Source organism: Rhodospirillales bacterium, from assembly GCA_023898785.1.
GTDB lineage: Bacteria > Pseudomonadota > Alphaproteobacteria > Micavibrionales > Micavibrionaceae > TMED27.
This window is the reverse complement of the sequence record CP060239.1, coordinates 159,954-178,636: the sequence shown is the minus strand read 5'-3', so window position 1 is coordinate 178,636 and position 18,683 is coordinate 159,954. Positions and strand designations below refer to the sequence as shown.

Annotated in this window: 19 protein-coding genes and 1 tRNA gene; 8 read left to right on the top strand and 12 right to left on the bottom strand. The window is 50.2% G+C overall.

The features are described 5' to 3' along the window. Positions 1-68: 68 nt before the first annotated feature. From tatA to H6859_00930, 8 genes are all read right to left on the bottom strand, one after another. The gene (tatA, locus tag H6859_00965; GenBank protein ID USO05805.1) at positions 69-251 is read right to left on the bottom strand and encodes a twin-arginine translocase TatA/TatE family subunit; all 183 of its coding nucleotides are present in this window, start codon (positions 249-251) and stop codon (positions 69-71) included. A gap of 4 nt (positions 252-255) precedes the next feature. Then, complete coding sequence (scpB, locus tag H6859_00960) at positions 256-954, bottom strand: SMC-Scp complex subunit ScpB (protein ID USO05804.1); 699 nt, start codon at positions 952-954, stop codon at positions 256-258. 255 nt (positions 955-1,209) lie between these two features. Beyond that, entirely contained in the window at positions 1,210-1,521 is a 312-nt protein-coding gene (locus H6859_00955; GenBank protein USO05803.1) for a hypothetical protein, read from the bottom strand. Positions 1,522-1,568: 47 nt separating this feature from the next. Further along, complete coding sequence (locus H6859_00950) at positions 1,569-2,396, bottom strand: segregation/condensation protein A (GenBank protein ID USO05802.1); 828 nt, start codon at positions 2,394-2,396, stop codon at positions 1,569-1,571. Next, positions 2,393-3,367, bottom strand: a complete 975-nt coding sequence (gene nagZ / locus H6859_00945; GenBank protein USO05801.1) for a beta-N-acetylhexosaminidase — start codon at positions 3,365-3,367, stop codon at positions 2,393-2,395. The genes H6859_00950 and nagZ overlap by 4 nt, the downstream gene beginning before the upstream one ends. A gap of 29 nt (positions 3,368-3,396) precedes the next feature. Next, positions 3,397-4,209 (bottom strand): class I SAM-dependent methyltransferase, encoded by an 813-nt coding sequence (locus H6859_00940; GenBank protein USO05800.1) that lies wholly within the window; start codon positions 4,207-4,209, stop codon positions 3,397-3,399. Positions 4,210-4,237: 28 nt separating this feature from the next. Next, positions 4,238-5,266: an SPOR domain-containing protein gene (locus tag H6859_00935; protein USO05799.1), complete on the bottom strand. Its 1,029-nt coding sequence runs from the start codon at positions 5,264-5,266 to the stop codon at positions 4,238-4,240. A gap of 52 nt (positions 5,267-5,318) precedes the next feature. Further along, entirely contained in the window at positions 5,319-6,536 is a 1,218-nt protein-coding gene (locus tag H6859_00930; protein USO05798.1) for a deoxyguanosinetriphosphate triphosphohydrolase, read from the bottom strand. A 29-nt stretch (positions 6,537-6,565) separates the two neighbouring features. Here H6859_00930 and H6859_00925 point away from each other — a divergent pair, with 29 nt between their 5' ends. From H6859_00925 to H6859_00910, 4 genes are all read left to right on the top strand, one after another. After that, positions 6,566-6,883: an iron-sulfur cluster assembly accessory protein gene (locus H6859_00925; GenBank protein USO05797.1), complete on the top strand. Its 318-nt coding sequence runs from the start codon at positions 6,566-6,568 to the stop codon at positions 6,881-6,883. Positions 6,884-6,981: 98 nt separating this feature from the next. Next, positions 6,982-7,746 (top strand): exodeoxyribonuclease III, encoded by a 765-nt coding sequence (gene xth / locus H6859_00920; GenBank protein ID USO05796.1) that lies wholly within the window; start codon positions 6,982-6,984, stop codon positions 7,744-7,746. Further along, the gene (locus H6859_00915) at positions 7,743-8,363 is read left to right on the top strand and encodes a hypothetical protein (GenBank protein ID USO05795.1); all 621 of its coding nucleotides are present in this window, start codon (positions 7,743-7,745) and stop codon (positions 8,361-8,363) included. The genes xth and H6859_00915 overlap by 4 nt, the downstream gene beginning before the upstream one ends. A gap of 40 nt (positions 8,364-8,403) precedes the next feature. After that, positions 8,404-9,294 (top strand): hypothetical protein, encoded by an 891-nt coding sequence (locus H6859_00910; GenBank protein ID USO05794.1) that lies wholly within the window; start codon positions 8,404-8,406, stop codon positions 9,292-9,294. Between the two features lie 287 nt (positions 9,295-9,581). Here the strand turns inward: H6859_00910 and H6859_00905 are convergent. Further along, positions 9,582-9,656 (bottom strand) — tRNA-Phe (locus H6859_00905). Between the two features lie 146 nt (positions 9,657-9,802). Here H6859_00905 and H6859_00900 point away from each other — a divergent pair. The 3 genes from H6859_00900 (at position 9,803) to H6859_00890 (ending at position 13,973) form a co-directional block, all read left to right on the top strand. After that, positions 9,803-10,201, top strand: a complete 399-nt coding sequence (locus H6859_00900; GenBank protein ID USO05793.1) for a cyclic nucleotide-binding domain-containing protein — start codon at positions 9,803-9,805, stop codon at positions 10,199-10,201. 173 nt (positions 10,202-10,374) lie between these two features. Further along, positions 10,375-11,160 (top strand): 3-hydroxybutyrate dehydrogenase, encoded by a 786-nt coding sequence (locus H6859_00895; GenBank protein USO05792.1) that lies wholly within the window; start codon positions 10,375-10,377, stop codon positions 11,158-11,160. A 230-nt stretch (positions 11,161-11,390) separates the two neighbouring features. After that, positions 11,391-13,973 carry a FecR domain-containing protein gene (locus H6859_00890; protein ID USO05791.1) on the top strand — a complete coding sequence of 861 codons (2,583 nt, stop codon included), beginning with the start codon at positions 11,391-11,393 and terminating at the stop codon, positions 13,971-13,973. A gap of 203 nt (positions 13,974-14,176) precedes the next feature. Here H6859_00890 and H6859_00885 read toward each other — a convergent pair whose 3' ends face one another. The 3 genes from H6859_00885 to glpD all read right to left on the bottom strand — a co-directional run bounded on the left by H6859_00885 (position 14,177) and on the right by glpD (position 18,049). Further along, positions 14,177-14,905 (bottom strand): PEP-CTERM sorting domain-containing protein, encoded by a 729-nt coding sequence (locus H6859_00885; protein ID USO05790.1) that lies wholly within the window; start codon positions 14,903-14,905, stop codon positions 14,177-14,179. Between the two features lie 142 nt (positions 14,906-15,047). Next, complete coding sequence (gene glpK, locus H6859_00880) at positions 15,048-16,532, bottom strand: glycerol kinase GlpK (protein ID USO05789.1); 1,485 nt, start codon at positions 16,530-16,532, stop codon at positions 15,048-15,050. Continuing rightward, positions 16,529-18,049: a glycerol-3-phosphate dehydrogenase gene (glpD, locus tag H6859_00875; GenBank protein USO05788.1), complete on the bottom strand. Its 1,521-nt coding sequence runs from the start codon at positions 18,047-18,049 to the stop codon at positions 16,529-16,531. The genes glpK and glpD overlap by 4 nt, the downstream gene beginning before the upstream one ends. A gap of 143 nt (positions 18,050-18,192) precedes the next feature. Here glpD and H6859_00870 point away from each other — a divergent pair, with 143 nt between their 5' ends. Further along, a complete protein-coding gene (locus tag H6859_00870; protein USO05787.1) occupies positions 18,193-18,648 on the top strand; it encodes an IS5 family transposase in 456 nt (151 codons plus the stop codon). The last annotated feature ends 35 nt before the right edge of the window (positions 18,649-18,683 follow it).

Sequence of the window (18,683 nt, the reverse complement as noted above, 5' to 3'; positions counted from 1 at the left end):
CTCCTAATATAAAAAAGCTAGCTCGATAAAGCACAAACACAAAAAAACATCAATAAAATATGGAAATTTCAATCATCTTTTTTAGATTGATCGTCGATCGACTTGGGTACGTCATCATCGTCTTTAAGCCCCTGCTTAAAGCTCTTAATTCCCTTGGCCAGATTTTCGGCAATCATCGGCAAACGGGCCGCACCAAACACAACCAAGATCAACAAGACAACGATCAGAATTTGTAACGGTCCCGGTGCCATGGATTTAAATCTCCTCTAATTCCTCTTCGGCGCGTTCCTGCTCGTAATCAGCCTCGGCCTTTTCCAGCGCTTCGCGCTCAATCTCGCCCGGCTCATCCGCATCCTGTTCTACGCGGCTCAAAGCCTCTTGTCCAGCAAACAGATCATCACTGCCCGGAATGGCCTCAATCGCAGGGCGGCGATCCAGCAGGCCCGAGGCCTTCAAATCATCCAGCCCCGGCAGATCCATCACCGATTCCAAAGAGAACTGATCCAAAAACGCATTCGTCGTCACCCACGTCAAAGGCCGACCCGGCGTTTCACGCCGCCGTCCCGGCTTCACCCAGCCCGCCTCAATCAAGGCATCCAGCGTCCCGCGATGCGTCGCCACCCCGCGAATATTCTCAACTTCGGCCCGCGTCACCGGCTGGTGATAGGCAATAATCGCCAGCGTTTCCAGCGCCGCACGCGACAGCTTTTTCGAAACCTCTTTCTCAATCGCCAACGCCTCGGCCAGATCGGCAGACGTGCGAAACGCCCACTTACCGTCAATCTCAACCAAATTCACCCCGCGCCCTTCATAATCGCGCTTCAGGCTCATCAACGCCGCCCCGACATCCGCACCATCCGGTGTATATTCATGCAAATCCGCCGTAGCCAGCGGCTCGGCACTGGCAAACAACAACGCCTCGACGATGCGGGTAAGTTCATCCATGGCAATCATTCGGAGTATGACTTCATCGTCGCAAATCCATCACGCATTTCATGACGCATCGGCTTAAGCTCTGCAATATCGCTTTGCAGCTTTTTCAGCACCTCATAAAGCAATTCATTCGTAATCTGAGCCATATGTCAAACTCCTGTTTTCATCATAGCGTAAACTTGACTTATTCATCATCCGCGACCACGCCGCGCATATAAATCGGACGAAACAGCCCATCTTGTTTATATATGAAAATGGTCTGTTCAAAATTTATATTCAGAGAGATAAGCATAAAACTACAACTCCGCAAAAGGGAGCAAAAATAAATTTATATCCTCTGCTCATAGACATTTCATTTTCTTGCTTTGCAACAAGCAAAACTCCTTTAATACTTAAAAATAAAACTATTAAACTTACTACTATCAACCATATCCATCTTAAATAGAAAATATAATTTGGTGTATAAAGAACATCACTGTAGATCCCGTCAATAAAATAAATTACACATATATAAAAAAAGAATAAGTTTATTAGAGAAACGATAATAGGAATTACTAATGTTATTATAATTGATGTTGCTTTGTTCATCCTCCCCCCCCCTTCAAAACTTGCAGCCATTAACTGATTATGCAAACCTACGCTTTATCCCCTGCAATAACGCCGCGCATATAAATCGGACGGAACAGCCCATCCTGCTTAATCTCCAGTTTGCCTTGCTTAACCAGCTCCAGCCCGGCCGTAAAGGTCGAGGCCAGCGCGCTGCGCCCAAACAGCTTACTTCTAACCCCTTCCGGCATAAAGCTTTCCAGCGTGCTCCACACCGAATGCATCCCCTTACGCGGCAATTGCCCGAGCATCCGGCTCAGCCGTGACATCGCGTTTTCCATGCTCATCAGGTTAAAGGTCGGCAAATCGTAACTTTGTCCTTCAATCCGCTTTTTGATATCGCCATAGGCTTTCAGCAAATCATACAGCTTCACATCCCAGCGCGTAGTCGTATGCACCCGCACCCCTTCGGGCGCGCCGCGAGCAAAGACCTGCTGGCCAAGCTGTGGCTGGCCTATCAGCCTATCCGCCGCATTTTGCATCGCCTCAAGGCGGCGAAGCTGGAATTGCAAAGCCTCAGCCATTTCTTCCGCACTCGGATCAACCTCATTGTTTTCACGAGGTAAAAGCAGGCGCGATTTCAGATAAGCCAACCACGCCGCCATCACCAGATATTCCGCCGCCAGATCAAGGTTAAGTTCCTTGGCTCGCTCCATAAAGCTTAGATACTGGCGCACCAACTGCAAAATCGACACTTGCAACAGATCAACCTTTTGGTTGCGCGCCAGCTCCAACAAAACATCGATTGGCCCTTCATAACCGTCGATATTCAGCAACAATGCATCCGCCTCGCTCACCTTTTCGGCACGCGGCGGGTCTTCCTGAAATTCGGAATTTTGAATCGCAATGTCGTTCATGCCGCCATACTGGCGCGGCCAAGCGAATTTTGCAAGCGTTTGCGCGCCTTGCGCGAGAGGTTAGGCACAGTTTTTACGATCTTTTCCATCACCGCCAAATCGCCTGCGCAATACAAAGCCGCATCACACCCCGCCTCAATCGTGAGCGCCGCACGAGCTGCAATCGGCCCATAAGCGCCCAGCGCCTCCATATCCAGGTCATCGGAAACCAAAAACCCATCAAAACCAATATCTTGCCGAATGATCTTCTCAATAACATCTGAAGAAACCGATGCCGGGCGTTCATTATCGATCTGATCATAAACAATATGCGCTACCATCGCCCAAACACGACACCCAACATCACTTTCAACAACGATACGAAACGGATCGAAATCATTTTTTTGTAGAGTTTCCAAACTTTCAGCAACGTGCGGTAAGTCCTTGTGACTATCCACTTTTCCGCGCCCATGCCCTGGAATGTGTTTAATCACCGGCATAATCCCCGCAGCCAGCAAATGCCTACATACAGAAAGCCCAAGCCGTCCAACAACTTGGCCGTCATTGCTAAATGCCCGATCACCAATCGCCTCATGCGTGTCATCCTGCAAAACATCCAGCACCGGTGCGCAATTCACATTCACCCCGACCTCAACCAGTTCCTCAGCCAACTGCAAAATCGTAAACCGTAAATCCTCCAGCGCCCCGTCCATATCCTCCCGCGCCTTGTCACCAAAGCTTTTCATGGGAGGATACTGCCGCCACATAGGCGGCTTCAGGCGCTGCACCCGCCCGCCTTCCTGATCAATCAGGATCGGGCAATGCCAGCCCACGCAAGCGCGCAATTCATCACACAAAGCCTTAACCTGCCCTGGACTCTCACAATTACGCACAAACAGGATAAACCCGACCGGATGCGCCTCTTTAAAAAACGCACGCTCATCCCCCGACAAGACTGCGCCCGCACACGACAAAATCACCGCTTTTATCAAATCGAAACTCTTCGCCTCTTACCCATAACTTAGATATCATCATGCTGGATAGAAAAACGGCACATATAGCATTTAAAAACTATCAGCACCCTTTTCTCAAAAAATTCAACAGCCACGCGCTGATCTGGAAAAGCATTTTGGGCCAAAATTGTAAGCTCTTCTTTAGTGTAGGTACGCAAGTTACTAACAAAACCATCATACGCAACGATAAGGGGTATAACGGGAATGAAAGAAAACAAAAATTTCTGCCAGCGCCGCTTTTTCGCAAAAAAAGGCGCGAGCATGCTAAAAGGCACCCCAAAAAGAAGAAAAATATAACTAAGTGGGTCGTATCGCGATGTGAATTCAAAAACACTAAGAGATCGCCCTTTCTCTAAGACAGAACGAATCAACATCACCGCACGATCCTCCTTAAAGTGATGAAATGCCGTAAACATCGTATAATCACAATTATCAGCATTATCAGGAAGAGCAAGCGCATCGACAGAATGCTCTGTGTAATCAAAACACTTGTATCTCTCTTTGAGCACTTCCAAGGACGCAACATCAGGACAAAGATCTGTCCCAATAATTTTAACACGGGTATCAGCGCGTTTTTTCTCCAGATATTTTAAAAAAAACTCAATAGATTCCCCTCCACCCGTAGCCAGATCACAAATAACACCACAGCGTAAATCATCAGCAATTTGTTGTGCAAAAGGATGGTACGGTCGAAAAACTCTATAAAATAGGGAAAGGCAATCCATAAATCCCTCCCGCATCCAGCCTGCAAACCAAGACTGGTCACAGAATTCAAACAAATGTAACCGCTTTTGAAAAACGAGGCCGTTATCACTAAACATTATACCTCCATTCTGCCCAAAGATGTTATTACTGCGTCACCAGACACCCGCCCGGTTTTTGCGCTTTAATAGAATCGCAAATCTCGCCCGCACTGGCCTTGCTCATAGGCCCGGCCTGAATACGGTAGAACGTCCCACGCTCACCCAGATCAGCCGATTGAACGCGGTGAGACGCACTGCCAAGCTCGGCATCAAAAGCCTTCTTCAATTTACCCCACTCGGCCTCAGCCCCGCTCAAAGACTTCACACTCCCAAGCTGCACATAGTAGGAGCCCGGCGTAATGTTAAAATCACGCCCCACCTCTCTTGCAGCATTCCCGGCCGCAGGAGCCACAGACGCCGCGCGCGTCGCCACATCATTGGCGCTCGCGACAGCCTGACCGTCTTTCTTATCAAGCACGGAACGCACAAAATCGAGTGTTTCAGGGTTTTCACCCGGCTTGTGAATAATTTTACGGCGCTCTACATCATCAACTGGCGGTGGTGGTTTCGGAGCCACTACCTGCGCAACCTCACGGCCCGCAGCCTCCGAAGCAACATCTTCACTCTGCTTGGCAATCTTCTGGAGGGTTACAGGCGCAGTTTCGCTCTCTTCGCCCACCACACGGTCTTCCTCAACAGCCTCTTCAACCTGACGCGCAAACGCCGCCAGCTTATCAACAGGCTCTTCCTCAGCCAGCAAATCCTCAAGCGGCGCAGGTTCAGACGGACCTTCCCCGCTCATCGCAGAAAAAACTGTACTGTCGCGATTAGGAATGCTCATCCCGCCCGGATCGCTAGGAATTTCTTTATAGGCCAACGTTTCCGCTTTCACAACGGGAATATCATTCTGATCAGGCGAATCGGGATACACGGCAATAATCACCCCGGCAAAAGCAACGCCCGCAATCACAAACGCCGCAGTTGCAAATAAAGGACTGGAAAATTTCTGCGCAATCCTTTCCCCTAAAAGCTTTTCAACAATACCTCTTCTCGCCGACGGCGTATCAAAACTATGCAACCCATACTGATGTGGCGGTTGCTGGCCAAAACGTGGGTAATTCGGATCCTGATTCATTTTTCGTCCCTCACAAAAACACAGTGATTCTTAAATTTAAGCTGCTCAAAGTTTATTTCAGATCCCAATACAGATCAAATAAACGCTCATGCTCCCGAATAGCGTAACGGTCAGTCATCCCGGCAATATAGTCAGCCACAATCCGCACACGAATCTGCTCATTCTCTATGCCTCCAGCCTCACGCACACGCCGTTGCCAATTGTTGGGAAGCACTTCATAGTTTTTCGTAAAAGCTGTGAATAAGTCACAGATAATCCGCTCGACCTTCAAATGAATCCGGTTCATCGTATAATGGTGATACATCCGCTCAAACAAAAACCCGCGCAGTTCATCAACCTTTTCACGCATATCCTCGCTGAAAGCCACCATTTGCCGCCCCGCCGCGCGAATATCGTCTGGGCTTTGCGGATTTGAATCCTGCAAGCGCGATTCGGTCTCTTCCAAAACATCCTCAACCATCGCGCCGATCATCTCGCGAATCATTTCCTGCACCAGCACATGACTGTTCAAATCACCATATTCATCGCGCACACCGGCAATCACTTCTCCAAGCAAACGCACCTCTTCAAGATCCTTGAGGCTGAACAAATGCGCGCGCAGCCCATCCTCAACGTCATGATTATTGTAAGCAATATCATCGGAAAGCGCCGCCACCTGCGCCTCAATGCTGGCAAAACTATCCAGCCCCAGATCAATCTGCTCCTGCAACTCGCGCACTGCAATATCAGCTCCGCTGGGTGACATATCATGCGGCCCGTTATGCTTCACCACCCCTTCCAGCGTTTCCCAAGTCAGATTGAGCCCAACCCAGCGCGGATATTTCCGCTCCAGAGTCGTCAACACGCGCAAGGACTGGTCGTTATGCTCAAACCCGCCATAGGGCGCCATGCACTTGGCCAGATACTCTTCACCGATATGAGCAAACGGCGTATGGCCCAGATCATGCGCCAGCGCGATCGCCTCGGCCAGATCCTCATTCACCATCAGCGCCCGCGCAATCGAGCGTGTAATCTGCGCCACCTCCAGCGTATGGGTAAGCCGTGTGCGGTAATGATCCCCCTCATCATAGACAAACACTTGCGTTTTATATTTCAACCGCCGAAACGCACTGGCATGAATAATCCGGTCCCGGTCCCGTTGAAACGCGCTGCGATGCGCACTGTCCTTTTCCTCATGCACCCGGCCACGAGATTGTTCCGGCACGCACGCATACGCCGCCAACGGCAACGCACAATAATTATAGGAAGGTTGTGGGTTTGGACTGTTCATCTGAAACTCTAACGCTATATAATAGAGTTATGAGCTTAAACATTGACGAAAGCGCCATCAAGCGCATTGAACACTTACGCACAACCAAAGACCAACCGGGCCTTTGCCTACGCATCACGGTTGAGGGCGGCGGGTGTTCAGGCTTTCAATACATCATGGAACTCACCGAAAGCGCGAAAAGCAAAGACCTAACCTTTGCCGATTGCATCGTCACCGACGACATTTCCCTGCCCTTCCTCGAAGGTGCAACCATCAAATTCAAAGACGACCTAATCGGCTCTGAATTCATCATCGATAACCCCAATGCCCAATCCGGTTGCGGTTGCGGTAGTTCTTTTTCGGTATAACCAACACCGTCATCACAACACAAAGATTGCATGGACAAGCCATGCAATAACGAAGAATCTGTGTTGATCTGTGTTCATCCGTGGTTAAACTTCCTTCCATGAAGATAGCCTCATGGAATGTGAACTCTCTGAAAGCTCGCCGCGCGCATGTTGAAAACTATCTTGCAAGCAGCGGGCTGGATGTCCTGATGGTGCAGGAACTCAAAGGCCTCGACTTCCCACATGAGGACTTTGAAAAGCTCGGCTGGCATACTGCCGCCGTCACACAGAAAACCTATAACGGCGTCGCCATCTTCTCCAAAACCCCGGTTAAGGTGATCAAAGACGCCCTGCCCGGCGATAAAGACGATGAACAAGCCCGCTATCTCGAATTTGAAACCGGCGGCATACGCCTGATCGATATATACCTGCCCAACGGCAACCCCGTCGGTACCGAAAAATTCACCTATAAACTCGACTGGATAGAGCGCCTGTATAAACGCCTGAAAACCCTGCGCGAAGACAACATCCCCTTTGCCATTGGCGGCGATTTCAACGTCATCCCAGAAGACAAAGATTGTTACGATCCTAAAAAATGGATGGACGATGCCCTCTTCCAGCCTGAATCCCGCGCCGCCTTCCGCAAACTCCTCCATCTCGGCCTGACAGAAGCCTTCCGCGCCATGCATAACGGCGCCGGACACTATACCTTCTGGGACTACCAGGCCGGGGCATGGCCCAAAAACCACGGCATCCGCATCGATCATTTTTTACTCTCCCCCGAGCTTGCCGATCGCCTGATAAACTGTACAATTGATAAAGCGCTGCGCGCACTTGACAAACCCTCTGACCATACACCCATCATTATCGAAATTGAATCATGAAACACCTGCTGGCATTTTTCAGCCTCCTGCTCTTAATTGCTTGCACCACCGATGAATCAACCTATCAGCATTATTTGAGCAACAAAGGCCTTGAGAGCCAACTCCCCGAACGTTTCCAGCATTGCCACGGCTATGGCTGCAAATACATCACGCCCGTCCGATTCACCCAAAGCGAATGGAGCGAAATCGAAGCCCTCTTTACGCCCCCCCTACAATCGCCGGAAGCCGAACGCGAGCGCATAAAAACCGCCATCGGCCTGTTCGAACAAAAAGTTGGAGCTAAAACCGGCACCAGCGTTGACATTCATGGCACCTTCTTCAAAACCGGTAAATACCAACTCGATTGTGTCGATGAAAGCACCAACACCACCGTATATCTATCTCTACTCCAGCAAAAAGGCCTGATACGCTTCCACCGCGTCGAAGGCCCAAGCGTCCGCCTGCCTCTCATTCATGCCGGACGCTGGCCACACCAAACCGCCGTCATCACCGAATTAAACACCAGCGAATTCTTCGCCGTCGATTCCTGGTTTCACGATAATGGCGCCCCTGCTGAAATTATTTCACTAAAAGAGTGGAAAGAGGGTTGGAAACCAAATGCAGACAGTGATTCTTAAAATTGACTATGCTAGAGTATTCAAAAATACGGGGTATCTCATGAATAATTTTCTCAAACTCTCAGTTTTGGCCTTAACTGGAATCAGCGCCCTCGGCCTCAATGCCTGCGGCCCGCACGAACCTTTCCGCGAACAGGTCGCCGCGCGCCTGGCCAGCCCGGCATGGATGATAAAGCGCCCCGTTGAATCAGGCCCATTCATCATCACCGCCTTTGAACGTATGCATGAACGTGGCAAATCTGCCAACATTTACATTGAAGGCGCAGGCGAGGCCGATGAAACGATGATCAAAGGCGTACTATTCAACCCCACACCGCGCAACCCTGTAGCCCTGCACCTCGCCTCAATGGATAAAGCCGATAACGTCGCCTATCTCGCCCGCCCATGCCAGTATTCAGGCCTGCGCGATCCAGAAAGCGCCTGCGATGAAAGCTATTGGGGCGATGCCCAATTCAACGCCGAAACCGTAACCTCTTATCACAGCGTCCTCGACAATATTAAGGCCCGATACGGCGTCACCGAATTCAACATTGTCGGCTATAACTCCGGCGCCACACTGGCCGCACTGCTGGCCGGACAGCGCAAAGACGTAAAATCCCTGCGCACCGTTGCCGGACATTTTGACATAGTCGCCCTTTCAGGCGCCATGGAATCCCTCAAAAATGTGCCGCAACATCACTTCATTGGTGGCCAGGACGAAACCGCCCCGCCCGCATATTTGGAAAACTACCTGCAAGCTTTAGGTGACACCCCTTGCGTTGATTACACCTTTATCCAAGAAGCTGCACATGAAAAAGGCTGGGTCAACAAATGGCCGGAGCTTTTGAAAAACGATGTTCCTGAATGCTACATCCCGCCCGAACCGGAATTCATCCCGATCGAAAAACCGGAGCCCATTTACGTTCCACGCATGGGTGGTTCCAAGAAATAAATTTGAAAAAATGAATAACCCTGCCGCAAGAGGCTAGGTATCCTATCATTGCAAGCCTCCGAAGACGGTGAAGCAATCCAGACAGGATAGGGTTTTTGCGGGTTTGACCGGGATAGTTTTTGTAGCAAATGTAGCAAATACAGTAAATATCAAAGCAATATAGATACCCACGGGTAACGGAAACAACATACCGCCTCCGGGCTCATTCATCCACGGGTAAACCCGTGGTGTTCTGTCCTACGGACCGCATAAAAACAAAATTTCCACTAACTCATTGATTTTTAAAATGGTGCCCGGGGGTAGAATTGAACTACCGACACGGGGATTTTCAATCCCCTGCTCTACCACTGAGCTACCCGGGCATGTTTGAGAGATCAAACGATAGAGCGTTATAGGAAAAAGGACCGCTCTTGTCCATACCCCTTCATCATAAAAATCACCCTAAAAAACACTCTTATGCTTTATTCATTTCCCAAAAAATATTAGAATTAAGGTTGAGGGAAAAAATATGAGTATTGCAGACGAATTACAAATTCTTAAATTTAAGCCTGAAGAACGGATTATCTCACAAGGTAAACACTCCGATAAAGCCTATATGATTTTGTCAGGAAAGGTCCGGGTTTTTATGGAAGATGGTACCAAAATCGTCGAACTCGCCACGCTGGGTGAAGACGAAATCTTCGGCGAAAGCGCTATTTTTAGCGGCGAAGCCTACGGCGCAAACGTTGAAGCCGTTGAAGAAAGCGAACTCTATGTCATCACCAAGGACTCACTCAACGAGATGCTTAAAAGCACGGATCCTATCATACGCGCCCTCATCCAGATGCTGATCGCACGCCTCAACGCCACTAACGAAGCACTACTGAAAAGCGAAACCCGGGAATTCATAGACGTCGCCCTGATATAGAAACAACGCTCCATGGCTTCAGGCTCTAAAAAACTATCCTCGCCAACATCTCTCTCAAATTTAAAAACGGATTAAAGACCGGTCGCATAGAATAAATTACCCAAACACTGGACAGAGAAATCAAAACGGCCCATCTTTAATCAAGCGCATTTTCATCGAAGCGGAGACAAAGAATGAGTAATCTCAAAGGAAAAACCGCCATCATCACCGGATCCACCAGCGGTATCGGCTTAGGGATAGCACAAGGACTGGCCGCCGCCGGCGTCAATATCGTAATGAACGGCTTCGGTGATCCCGATGAAATCGAAACCCACCGCACCGCACTGGAAAAACAAGGCATAAAGGCAATCTATCACGCCGCCGACATGACCCGGCCCAATGAAATTAAAGATTTGATTTCTACCGCCCGCACTGAATTGGGAAGCGTCGACATCCTTGTCAATAACGCAGGCATCCAATATGTCGCCCCCATCGAAGACTTCCCCCCCGAAAAATGGGACGCCATCATCGCCATCAACATGAGCAGCGCTTTCCACACCATCCACCATGCCCTGCCCCTGATGCGCAAACAAGGTTGGGGCCGCATCATCAACATAGCCTCTGCCCACGGCCTCGTCGCCTCCCCTTATAAATCGGCCTATGTCACCGCCAAACATGGCATATTAGGCCTCACAAAAACCGTCGCCCTTGAATGCGCCGAGAATAATATCACCGTCAACGCCATCTGCCCCGGTTACGTCAAAACCCCGCTGGTCGAAGGCCAGATCGCCGACACAGCCAAAGCCCGCGGCATTTCAGAAGAAGAAGTCGTCAACGATGTTTTACTCAAAGCGCAATGGACTAAAAAATTCGTTTCCGTTGAACAATTATCGGGCCTGGCGCTATTTTTATGCTCCGACGCCGCCGAAAACATGACGGGCGGACACATCTCCGTCGATGGCGGCTGGACAGCTGCATAAAATATCACAATAAATCAATACGTTACAAAGAAGAACAGCTTTCAAACCGCTACCGACAACATATAACCTTGTAGATATAATTACATAAAATTTTACGTAAAAATCAGCTCTTTTTAAGACTTTTTACCGTAAAATAAGGGATGAGCTGCAAATATGCGGCCTATAGGGTTATGAAATACTTTTGAACAATTTTGGGGTACACTTAGCGTAAGAAATAAGGGATAGGGACAATGGCTTACAAAAATTTCGACGATCTTTCACTTTCACCAACATCCGGCGCAGCAAACGAAACGCTGCAGATCAACGGCCCGTCCGTAGACCTGCCTGACGCCTCATACGTGAAAGACGCCGCACTTGAGCGCGACGGCGCAGATCTCGTTCTTGACGGTCCACAAGGCACGCTCACAATTGAAGGATATTTCTCTGCGGCAGAAACCCCTGATCTCGTTGCCCCCAATGGCGAAACCCTGACACCCGAACTTGTAAATTCCTTTGCCCGCAGCCCCGCTCAATATGCTCAAAGCCATAGCATGAACGATGAAAGCCCGGTCGGTAGCGTTGATGAAATCTCCGGCGAGGCGACAATCACGCACTTGGACGGCTCTGTTGAGCACATCACACAAGGCATGCCCATATACCAGGGCGACGTTATCGAAACCGCAGCCGACGGCGCAGTGAATATAGCCTTCATTGATGAAACCAGCTTTGCCGTATCTGAAGACGCACGTCTGGCCATCGACGAATATGTTTATGATCCTTCAACAGAATCCGGATCGCAGGACTTTTCCGTCCTCAAAGGTATGTTTGTTTTCACCTCCGGCCTCATTGGCCGCGATGATCCCGATGATGTGAATATCGACACCCCCAGCGGCTCAATCGGCATCCGCGGAACCATCATTGCAGGAAATGTTGACACCGGCGAAATCACAGTTGTTGAAGGCGCAATTGTTGTGCGCGATCTTTCCGGCCACGAAATGACACTGGCCACACAGTTCGAAACAGCAAAGCTCGACCCATCCGGCGGTGAAATCCAGAATATGGGACAATTGCCGGCACATGAAGTTTCACAAAGATTTTCCGGGGTCGTAGGCGTATCTCCGACGCTATTTTCATCCATCAACGATGCCGCCGCCGAACAAGGAACGCAACCTGTCAACGGACCGCAAGAACAACCGCGTGAAAATTTCGACGCGGAAGGCACACTCGACCACAATAACGACGGCGAAGTCGATGGCTCGGTTGAAGGCGGTGACGATGCCGCAGGCAACGGCGATGGCGCACCTCTGGATGGTGCCAAAGACCCGGCCTTAATGGATGGCGAGCCTGTAAAATTAACCGGCGAAGATGGCCTCGCGCCCAAACCGATGATGAATCCTATGCAAACCGGCATGATGGGCACAGACCCCATGGGCATGCACCCAATGGGTATGAACCAGGCCGGAACGATGAACACAACCGCAGGCATGGAAACGCTTGATGGCGGCAAAAACACCATGGACGGCATGGATCTGCTTGAGGGCATGAACCCCGATGGAAGACATGCTGGCGACGATAACATGCCGCCACCACCGCCGACTGGAGAGAACCTGCAAGATCCAAACACAATCATTCCACCAAATAGCGACACAACGCCACCCTTGCACGTCAGCGATTTGAACTCATTCGCACAAACTCAAATCAGCACTGCGCCGAATGAATTTTTCGCAACATCAGACAATATGATCTGGGATTATCATTTTGATAAGGAATTTATTGATCCGGATGGAGGAGATTTACACTTTGAATTAAGTGCGGGCACAAAAGACATACTCAACACAACATCAGGAATTACAACTTGGACTTTTGATAACGCAAATGGCCACCTCACGATTAATACCGCCTCACTTCCAGGTGACTTTAATTTCAATATCCAGGTCCGCGCCATTGATCAGGCAGGAAACGCCGGCAGTTTTGAAAACTATACGTTCCACCTAGAACAAAAAACCGGAACTTTTCCATCGACGGTTGACAGCACAGGAACAGACGTTTTAACCGGAAGCGCCAATGCAGACACCACAACACTAGGGGGATCAAGCACCACAACCAACAAAACCATTTTTGCAGGCGATGGCGATGACAACATACTCATATATGATTATGGATACAATAACACAATTCATCTGGGGAATGGTGAAAACATATTCGTAGTCACAGACGGAGCAACCGGAAACACGGCCATTGGCGGATTTGAGAAAGATACATTCAACATGGGCGGTGTCCAAAACCACGCCATTGGCATGGACGGCGACGATATCTTTAAAATTAACTTCTCAACCGGCCCGGCGAAAACAGAACTGGAAACCTCAGGAAACTCCAACATTCTCATGGATGGCGGCCACAGCTCCTACCGCATGCCGTTCCTGCTACACGGCCAAACACCGCCGGCAAGCGAACTTGGCCGCGGCGACACCTTGTCACTGGAAGGAACCGGGGTAGAGCTGGATTTCACGCTCGTTGACAATAACTATTTCCGGGGAATAGAGCGCATAGATCTCTTAAACGGAAGCACAACCGGAGCCGGCATAACACTCGGACTCAATGATGTCATCAACATGACCGATCACAACAACATTCTTCTTATCCGCGCCGACAGCAACGACTGTCTAACTTTTGTTCCTGGAGATTTTGCAAACTTCACAAAAACAGTAGATAAATATCTGGATGATAACCCCACCTTTGGAGGAGCATCCACCGACTTCACCATGTATACGAATGGAAACGTCACCCTTCTGATTGAGGACAACGGCGCAACTGTAAGCGGACTTCCCGCATAAACACAACGTCTAAAAAAACACATAAAAAAAGACCGCCCTGAATGCGCGGTCTTTTTAAATGATATTGACGAAAAATTATAGCCTACATCATATAAAATGATCATAAAAACCGTCATTGCGAGGAAGCGAAGCTGACGAAGCAATCTAGGTTTTCCGCTGGATTGCCGCGCTCCCTACGGTCGCTCGCAATGACGAAAATTGAATCAATTTATCCGGGGTAGGCTATACATATCCGCGCCCGGCCCATTGTCATTATTTTCAACAACGTCATCTTCACGACGGCGCAGTGCCAAACCCAAACCAGCGAGCCCCGCCCCGAGAAGAGCAGGCACTGCAGGCTCTGGAACGGTATTAGCATTAACTTCAGCAAAGGAAAGCTCCGGGTTGTTGGTCTCAAGTACACCGCCTATATTATCAAATCGAAGCTGAGCAAATCGATCATTCAAACTATTCAAACTAGACGCATCCAACAAAATAGTGCCTAAATCCTTGCCAGTAAACACCGTATAATCGCCAGTTAAACCAACTTGTACACCAGTAATGCCCCAGGAATTAGCCTCTGCATCGAAAAGCAAACGGAGCTGATCGGTTGTTCCGGATATTCCGCCATCATCCACAACCATAAAAGGAGAGGAAGAAATACCTATAGTCTCACCGCCAGCCTGGAAACTCCCGGAAACATCGACCCCTGTAAGCAAAGCAAGGGACGGAATCGAAGAAAGATCCGTCCCGGTGCCAGTGTCGATCCGAATAGTCCCCTCAGTTCCAGTAATGCCTGCTGGAACCGGCCCGAAAGAATTTTCAAAATTTGAAACATCGAAATTCAACTTAATAAACGCCGCCTGCGCTTTATTCGTCACCATATCTGCCGCAGCGACAGCGAAGAACACCACCGCACTTGCTGCTGTACTTTTTGCTAAACCCATATTCATTATTCTGCGTCTCCCATTTCATTTACGCAACGTATTCAAAACTTTTAAATCAAAAATGCTATAAGATCAATCAACTATAGAGCGAACCATCAACATTGGGCGCTTTTATATAGTAAATTTACGTAAAACAAAAGAAGTTTTTTCAATTTTCTTGCAAAAGCATACTCAAAGCCGCTTTCCAGCCATCATAGAGCGCATCCCGCGCCTCGGCGCCCATCTGCGGCCCATAACGCCGCGCGGCCTTCCACCCCTGCGCAACCGCTTCTAAATCCTTAAACACCCCGGCCTGCACCCCGGCGAGCGTAGCCGCGCCCCACGCCGTTGTTTCCACCACCGCCGGAACTTCAACCGGCCTTTGGAGCATATCGGCCAGAAACTGGCAGACAAAGCCGTTGGCCGCCAGCCCGCCGTCAATGCGGATAACATCGGCTTTATGCCCGCCATCATCCTCCATAGCCCCCAGCAAATCCAGCGTCTGATACGCTTGCGCCTCCAGCGCCGCGCGCACCACATGCGCTTTTGTGCTCTCCCGGCTCATACCCGTAATCATCGCCCGCGCATCCGGCTTCCAGTGCGGCGCGCCCAGCCCCGTAAAGGCCGGCACAAAATACACCCCGTTATTATCGGAAACGCTATATGCCAGACTTTCCGTCTCTCGCGCATCTTCAAACAGCTCCAACCCGTCTCGCAACCACTGCAGCGCCGCCCCGGCCACAAAGATCGAGCCTTCAATTGCGTATTGTATCTGCCCGTCCACTCGGTACGCAGGCGTCGTCAGAAGCCGATTTTGCGAGCGCCTAAACTCACTCCCAATATTTATCAGCACAAAACACCCCGTGCCATAGGTCGATTTAATCATCCCCGGTGTTAAGCAGCCCTGCCCGATCAGCGCCGCTTGCTGATCCCCAGCCATCCCGCCAATCGGCAGCGCCGCACCGATGGTCTCTTCATCACTCACGCCAAAATCCGCGATATTATCCCGCACCTCGGGAAGCAAGCTCGCAGAAATATCAAAAAGTGCCAACAAATCATCGTCCCAGCACTGCTCCACGATATTATACAGCATCGTGCGCGATGCATTCGTCACGTCCGTTGCATGAACTTTCCCGCCCGTAAGCTTCCACAGCAAATAACAATCGACCGTGCCAAACGCCAATTCACCTGCTTCAGCCCGCGCCCGTGCACCGGGAACATGTTCCAAAATCCACGCGATCTTCGTCGCCGAAAAATACGGATCCAAAAGCAGCCCCGTCTTACTCGCAACCATCGCCTCATAGCCCTGATCTTTCAAAGCCGCACAAACTTCCGCCGTGCGCCGATCCTGCCAGACAATCGCATTATAAACCGCTTCCCCCGTCTCCCGGTCCCAAACTATCGTCGTCTCACGCTGATTGGTAATCCCGATCGCCGCCGGACGCTTTTCACATTTTTCTAAAATTTTTGCGCAAGCCGTCCGCGTATCATCCCAAATATCGTCAGGCTTTTGCTCAACCCAGCCTTTTTCAGGATAATACAACTTAAGCTCTTTTTGCTGCACATCCAAAACCGCACCACCGACAGAAAATAAAATCGCCCGACTACTCGTCGTACCCTGATCAATCGCTAAAATCGTCTCGGCCTTACTCACGCCAGCACCTTTTTCTTCAAACCCGGCAACGCCTTTTCCAGCGCCGCCAGCGTCTCATCGCCAACATGCACACCCAGCTTCGATCGCCGCCACAAAATATCCTGTGCCTCCCTCGCCCACTCATAACGAATCAGATACACCACCTCCGCCTCATACAACCCGCCGCCAAAATCAACACCCAAATCCTCAAGCCCCCTCGCCCCTTCAAGAAAACGCTCCATGCGTGTACCATAGCTCCGCGCATACCGCCGCAGCAAATCCGCCGTCAACCAAGAATAACGCTCACGCTGCCTGCGCACAAACGCATCAAAATCACCTTGAGGAATATCCCCGCCAGGCAACGGCGCATCAGTCGTCCACGGCGGCGCATAACGATTATCCAGATTCAAAAGCCGCCCCATCACTTGTTCAGCCAAAACGCGATATGTCGTAAGCTTCCCACCAAACACAGAAATCATCGGTGCGCGCGATTCCAGATGCTCATACAGATAAAAATCACGGCTCACAGCGCGGTTCTCACTCTCCCCGTCATCAAAAAGTGGCCGCACCCCGCTATAGGTCCATAACACATCATCCCGCGTAATGTCGGCATCAAAATGCGCACTATACGCCGCGCACAAATATTGCAACTCCTCTTCAGAAATCCGTGGATCATAAAGATCGCCCTCAAAATCTTCCTCCGTTGTCCCAATCAGCGTATAATCTCTCTCATAAGGAATCACGAACACAACCCGGCCATCGGGCTGCTGCAAAATGTAAGACTGCCCCCCAGTATAAGCACACGGAATGATGATATGTGATCCCTTCACCAATCGAACCCGCGGCACCGGCTTCACTTCCGAATCCAACCCTGAATCCTCAAGCACTTTTCGCACCCACGGCCCGGCGGCATTCACCACCATAGATGCACGGATACACCGTTCTTTCTGATCACCCTGACCCTTATAATGTACAACCCAAAACTCACTTTTCGGTTCAATTTTTGTGCATGGCGAGCGCGTCAAAATCCGTGCCCCCTTCTCCGCAGCATCCATCGCATTGAGCACCACCAACCGCGCATCATCAACCCAACAATCCGAATAAACAAACCCGCGTGTATAATAATCCGCCAGCGGCACGCCCAAAGCACTAGCCTTCAAATTCACCCCGCGCGATCCGGAAAGCCGCTGCCTTCGGGCCAAATGATCATAAAGAAACAACCCCAGACGGATCATCCAAAACGGTCTTTGCTGCGCATTATGCGGCAATACAAATTCCATTGGTGAAATAATATGAGGCGCAATAGCTAAAAGCTTTTCACGTTCCTGCAAAGATTCTCGCACCAGCTTAAATTCAAAAAACTCAAGATAGCGCAAACCGCCATGAATAAGCTTCGTGCTCGCCGATGACGTACCCCGAGCCAAATCCTTGGCCTCAAGCAACAAAACGGAAAGCCCGCGCCCGGCAGCATCACGCGCCACACCCGCGCCGTTAATCCCCCCACCGATAATGCACAAATCATAATCAATCTTGTCCATAACGATAGATTACAGCAAGCAAGCCCGGCTTTAAAGACGATTGATATAAAAGCAAAGGAAAATTAGGATCAAAAGCCTAGGGTCTAAACACACAGGTAATTTTATGATTCAATGGTTTGGTGATTTGAGAAAGGAGCCAAACTATGCGTCATTTTTATCTTTCAGACACCCAATGGGAAGCGATCAAGCCTCACTTGCCGCCAGATAGGGGACGCAAGCCCCGCGTAGATGACCGCCGTGTGATCAGCGGCATCATTCATGTTTTGCAATCGGGTTGCCGCTGGCGTGATGCGCCGTCCGAATACGGTTCTTACACCACCCTTTATAATCGTTATAATCGCTGGTCTGCGCGCGGCATCTGGCAATATCTGTTCCGCGAGATTGTTGGCGCGTTATCGGACGAACGGGACATGGCGGCGATTGACAGCACGCATATCAAAGCGCACAGATCAGCCGGCGGCGGAAAGGGGGGGGCGCATGCTCAGGCGATCGGCATAAGCCGTGGCGGACGCAACACCAAGCTGCACGCGATCAGCGATATGAAATGCCGTCCGCTAGAGGTGGTCTCGGTTCTTCGGCCAGCTTTGCGGCGAAGTTAAGCTACGATCGGTTGGTTATTGTCATGCCGCCTGCC

Coding starts and splice junctions, on each gene's coding strand:
- H6859_00955 (USO05803.1), bottom strand. CDS start 1,521: ATGAACAAAGCAACATCAATTATAATAACATTAGTAATTCCTATTATC.
- H6859_00940 (USO05800.1), bottom strand. CDS start 4,209: ATGTTTAGTGATAACGGCCTCGTTTTTCAAAAGCGGTTACATTTGTTT.
- H6859_00870 (USO05787.1), top strand. CDS start 18,193: ATGCGTCATTTTTATCTTTCAGACACCCAATGGGAAGCGATCAAGCCT.
- H6859_00930 (USO05798.1), bottom strand. CDS start 6,536: ATGAACAGTCCAAACCCACAACCTTCCTATAATTATTGTGCGTTGCCG.
- glpD (USO05788.1), bottom strand. CDS start 18,049: ATGGACAAGATTGATTATGATTTGTGCATTATCGGTGGGGGGATTAAC.
- H6859_00925 (USO05797.1), top strand. CDS start 6,566: ATGAGCTTAAACATTGACGAAAGCGCCATCAAGCGCATTGAACACTTA.
- xth (USO05796.1), top strand. CDS start 6,982: ATGAAGATAGCCTCATGGAATGTGAACTCTCTGAAAGCTCGCCGCGCG.
- H6859_00885 (USO05790.1), bottom strand. CDS start 14,905: ATGAATATGGGTTTAGCAAAAAGTACAGCAGCAAGTGCGGTGGTGTTC.
- H6859_00950 (USO05802.1), bottom strand. CDS start 2,396: ATGAACGACATTGCGATTCAAAATTCCGAATTTCAGGAAGACCCGCCG.
- H6859_00935 (USO05799.1), bottom strand. CDS start 5,266: ATGAATCAGGATCCGAATTACCCACGTTTTGGCCAGCAACCGCCACAT.
- H6859_00895 (USO05792.1), top strand. CDS start 10,375: ATGAGTAATCTCAAAGGAAAAACCGCCATCATCACCGGATCCACCAGC.
- H6859_00915 (USO05795.1), top strand. CDS start 7,743: ATGAAACACCTGCTGGCATTTTTCAGCCTCCTGCTCTTAATTGCTTGC.
- scpB (USO05804.1), bottom strand. CDS start 954: ATGATTGCCATGGATGAACTTACCCGCATCGTCGAGGCGTTGTTGTTT.
- H6859_00910 (USO05794.1), top strand. CDS start 8,404: ATGAATAATTTTCTCAAACTCTCAGTTTTGGCCTTAACTGGAATCAGC.
- H6859_00900 (USO05793.1), top strand. CDS start 9,803: ATGAGTATTGCAGACGAATTACAAATTCTTAAATTTAAGCCTGAAGAA.
- H6859_00890 (USO05791.1), top strand. CDS start 11,391: ATGGCTTACAAAAATTTCGACGATCTTTCACTTTCACCAACATCCGGC.
- tatA (USO05805.1), bottom strand. CDS start 251: ATGGCACCGGGACCGTTACAAATTCTGATCGTTGTCTTGTTGATCTTG.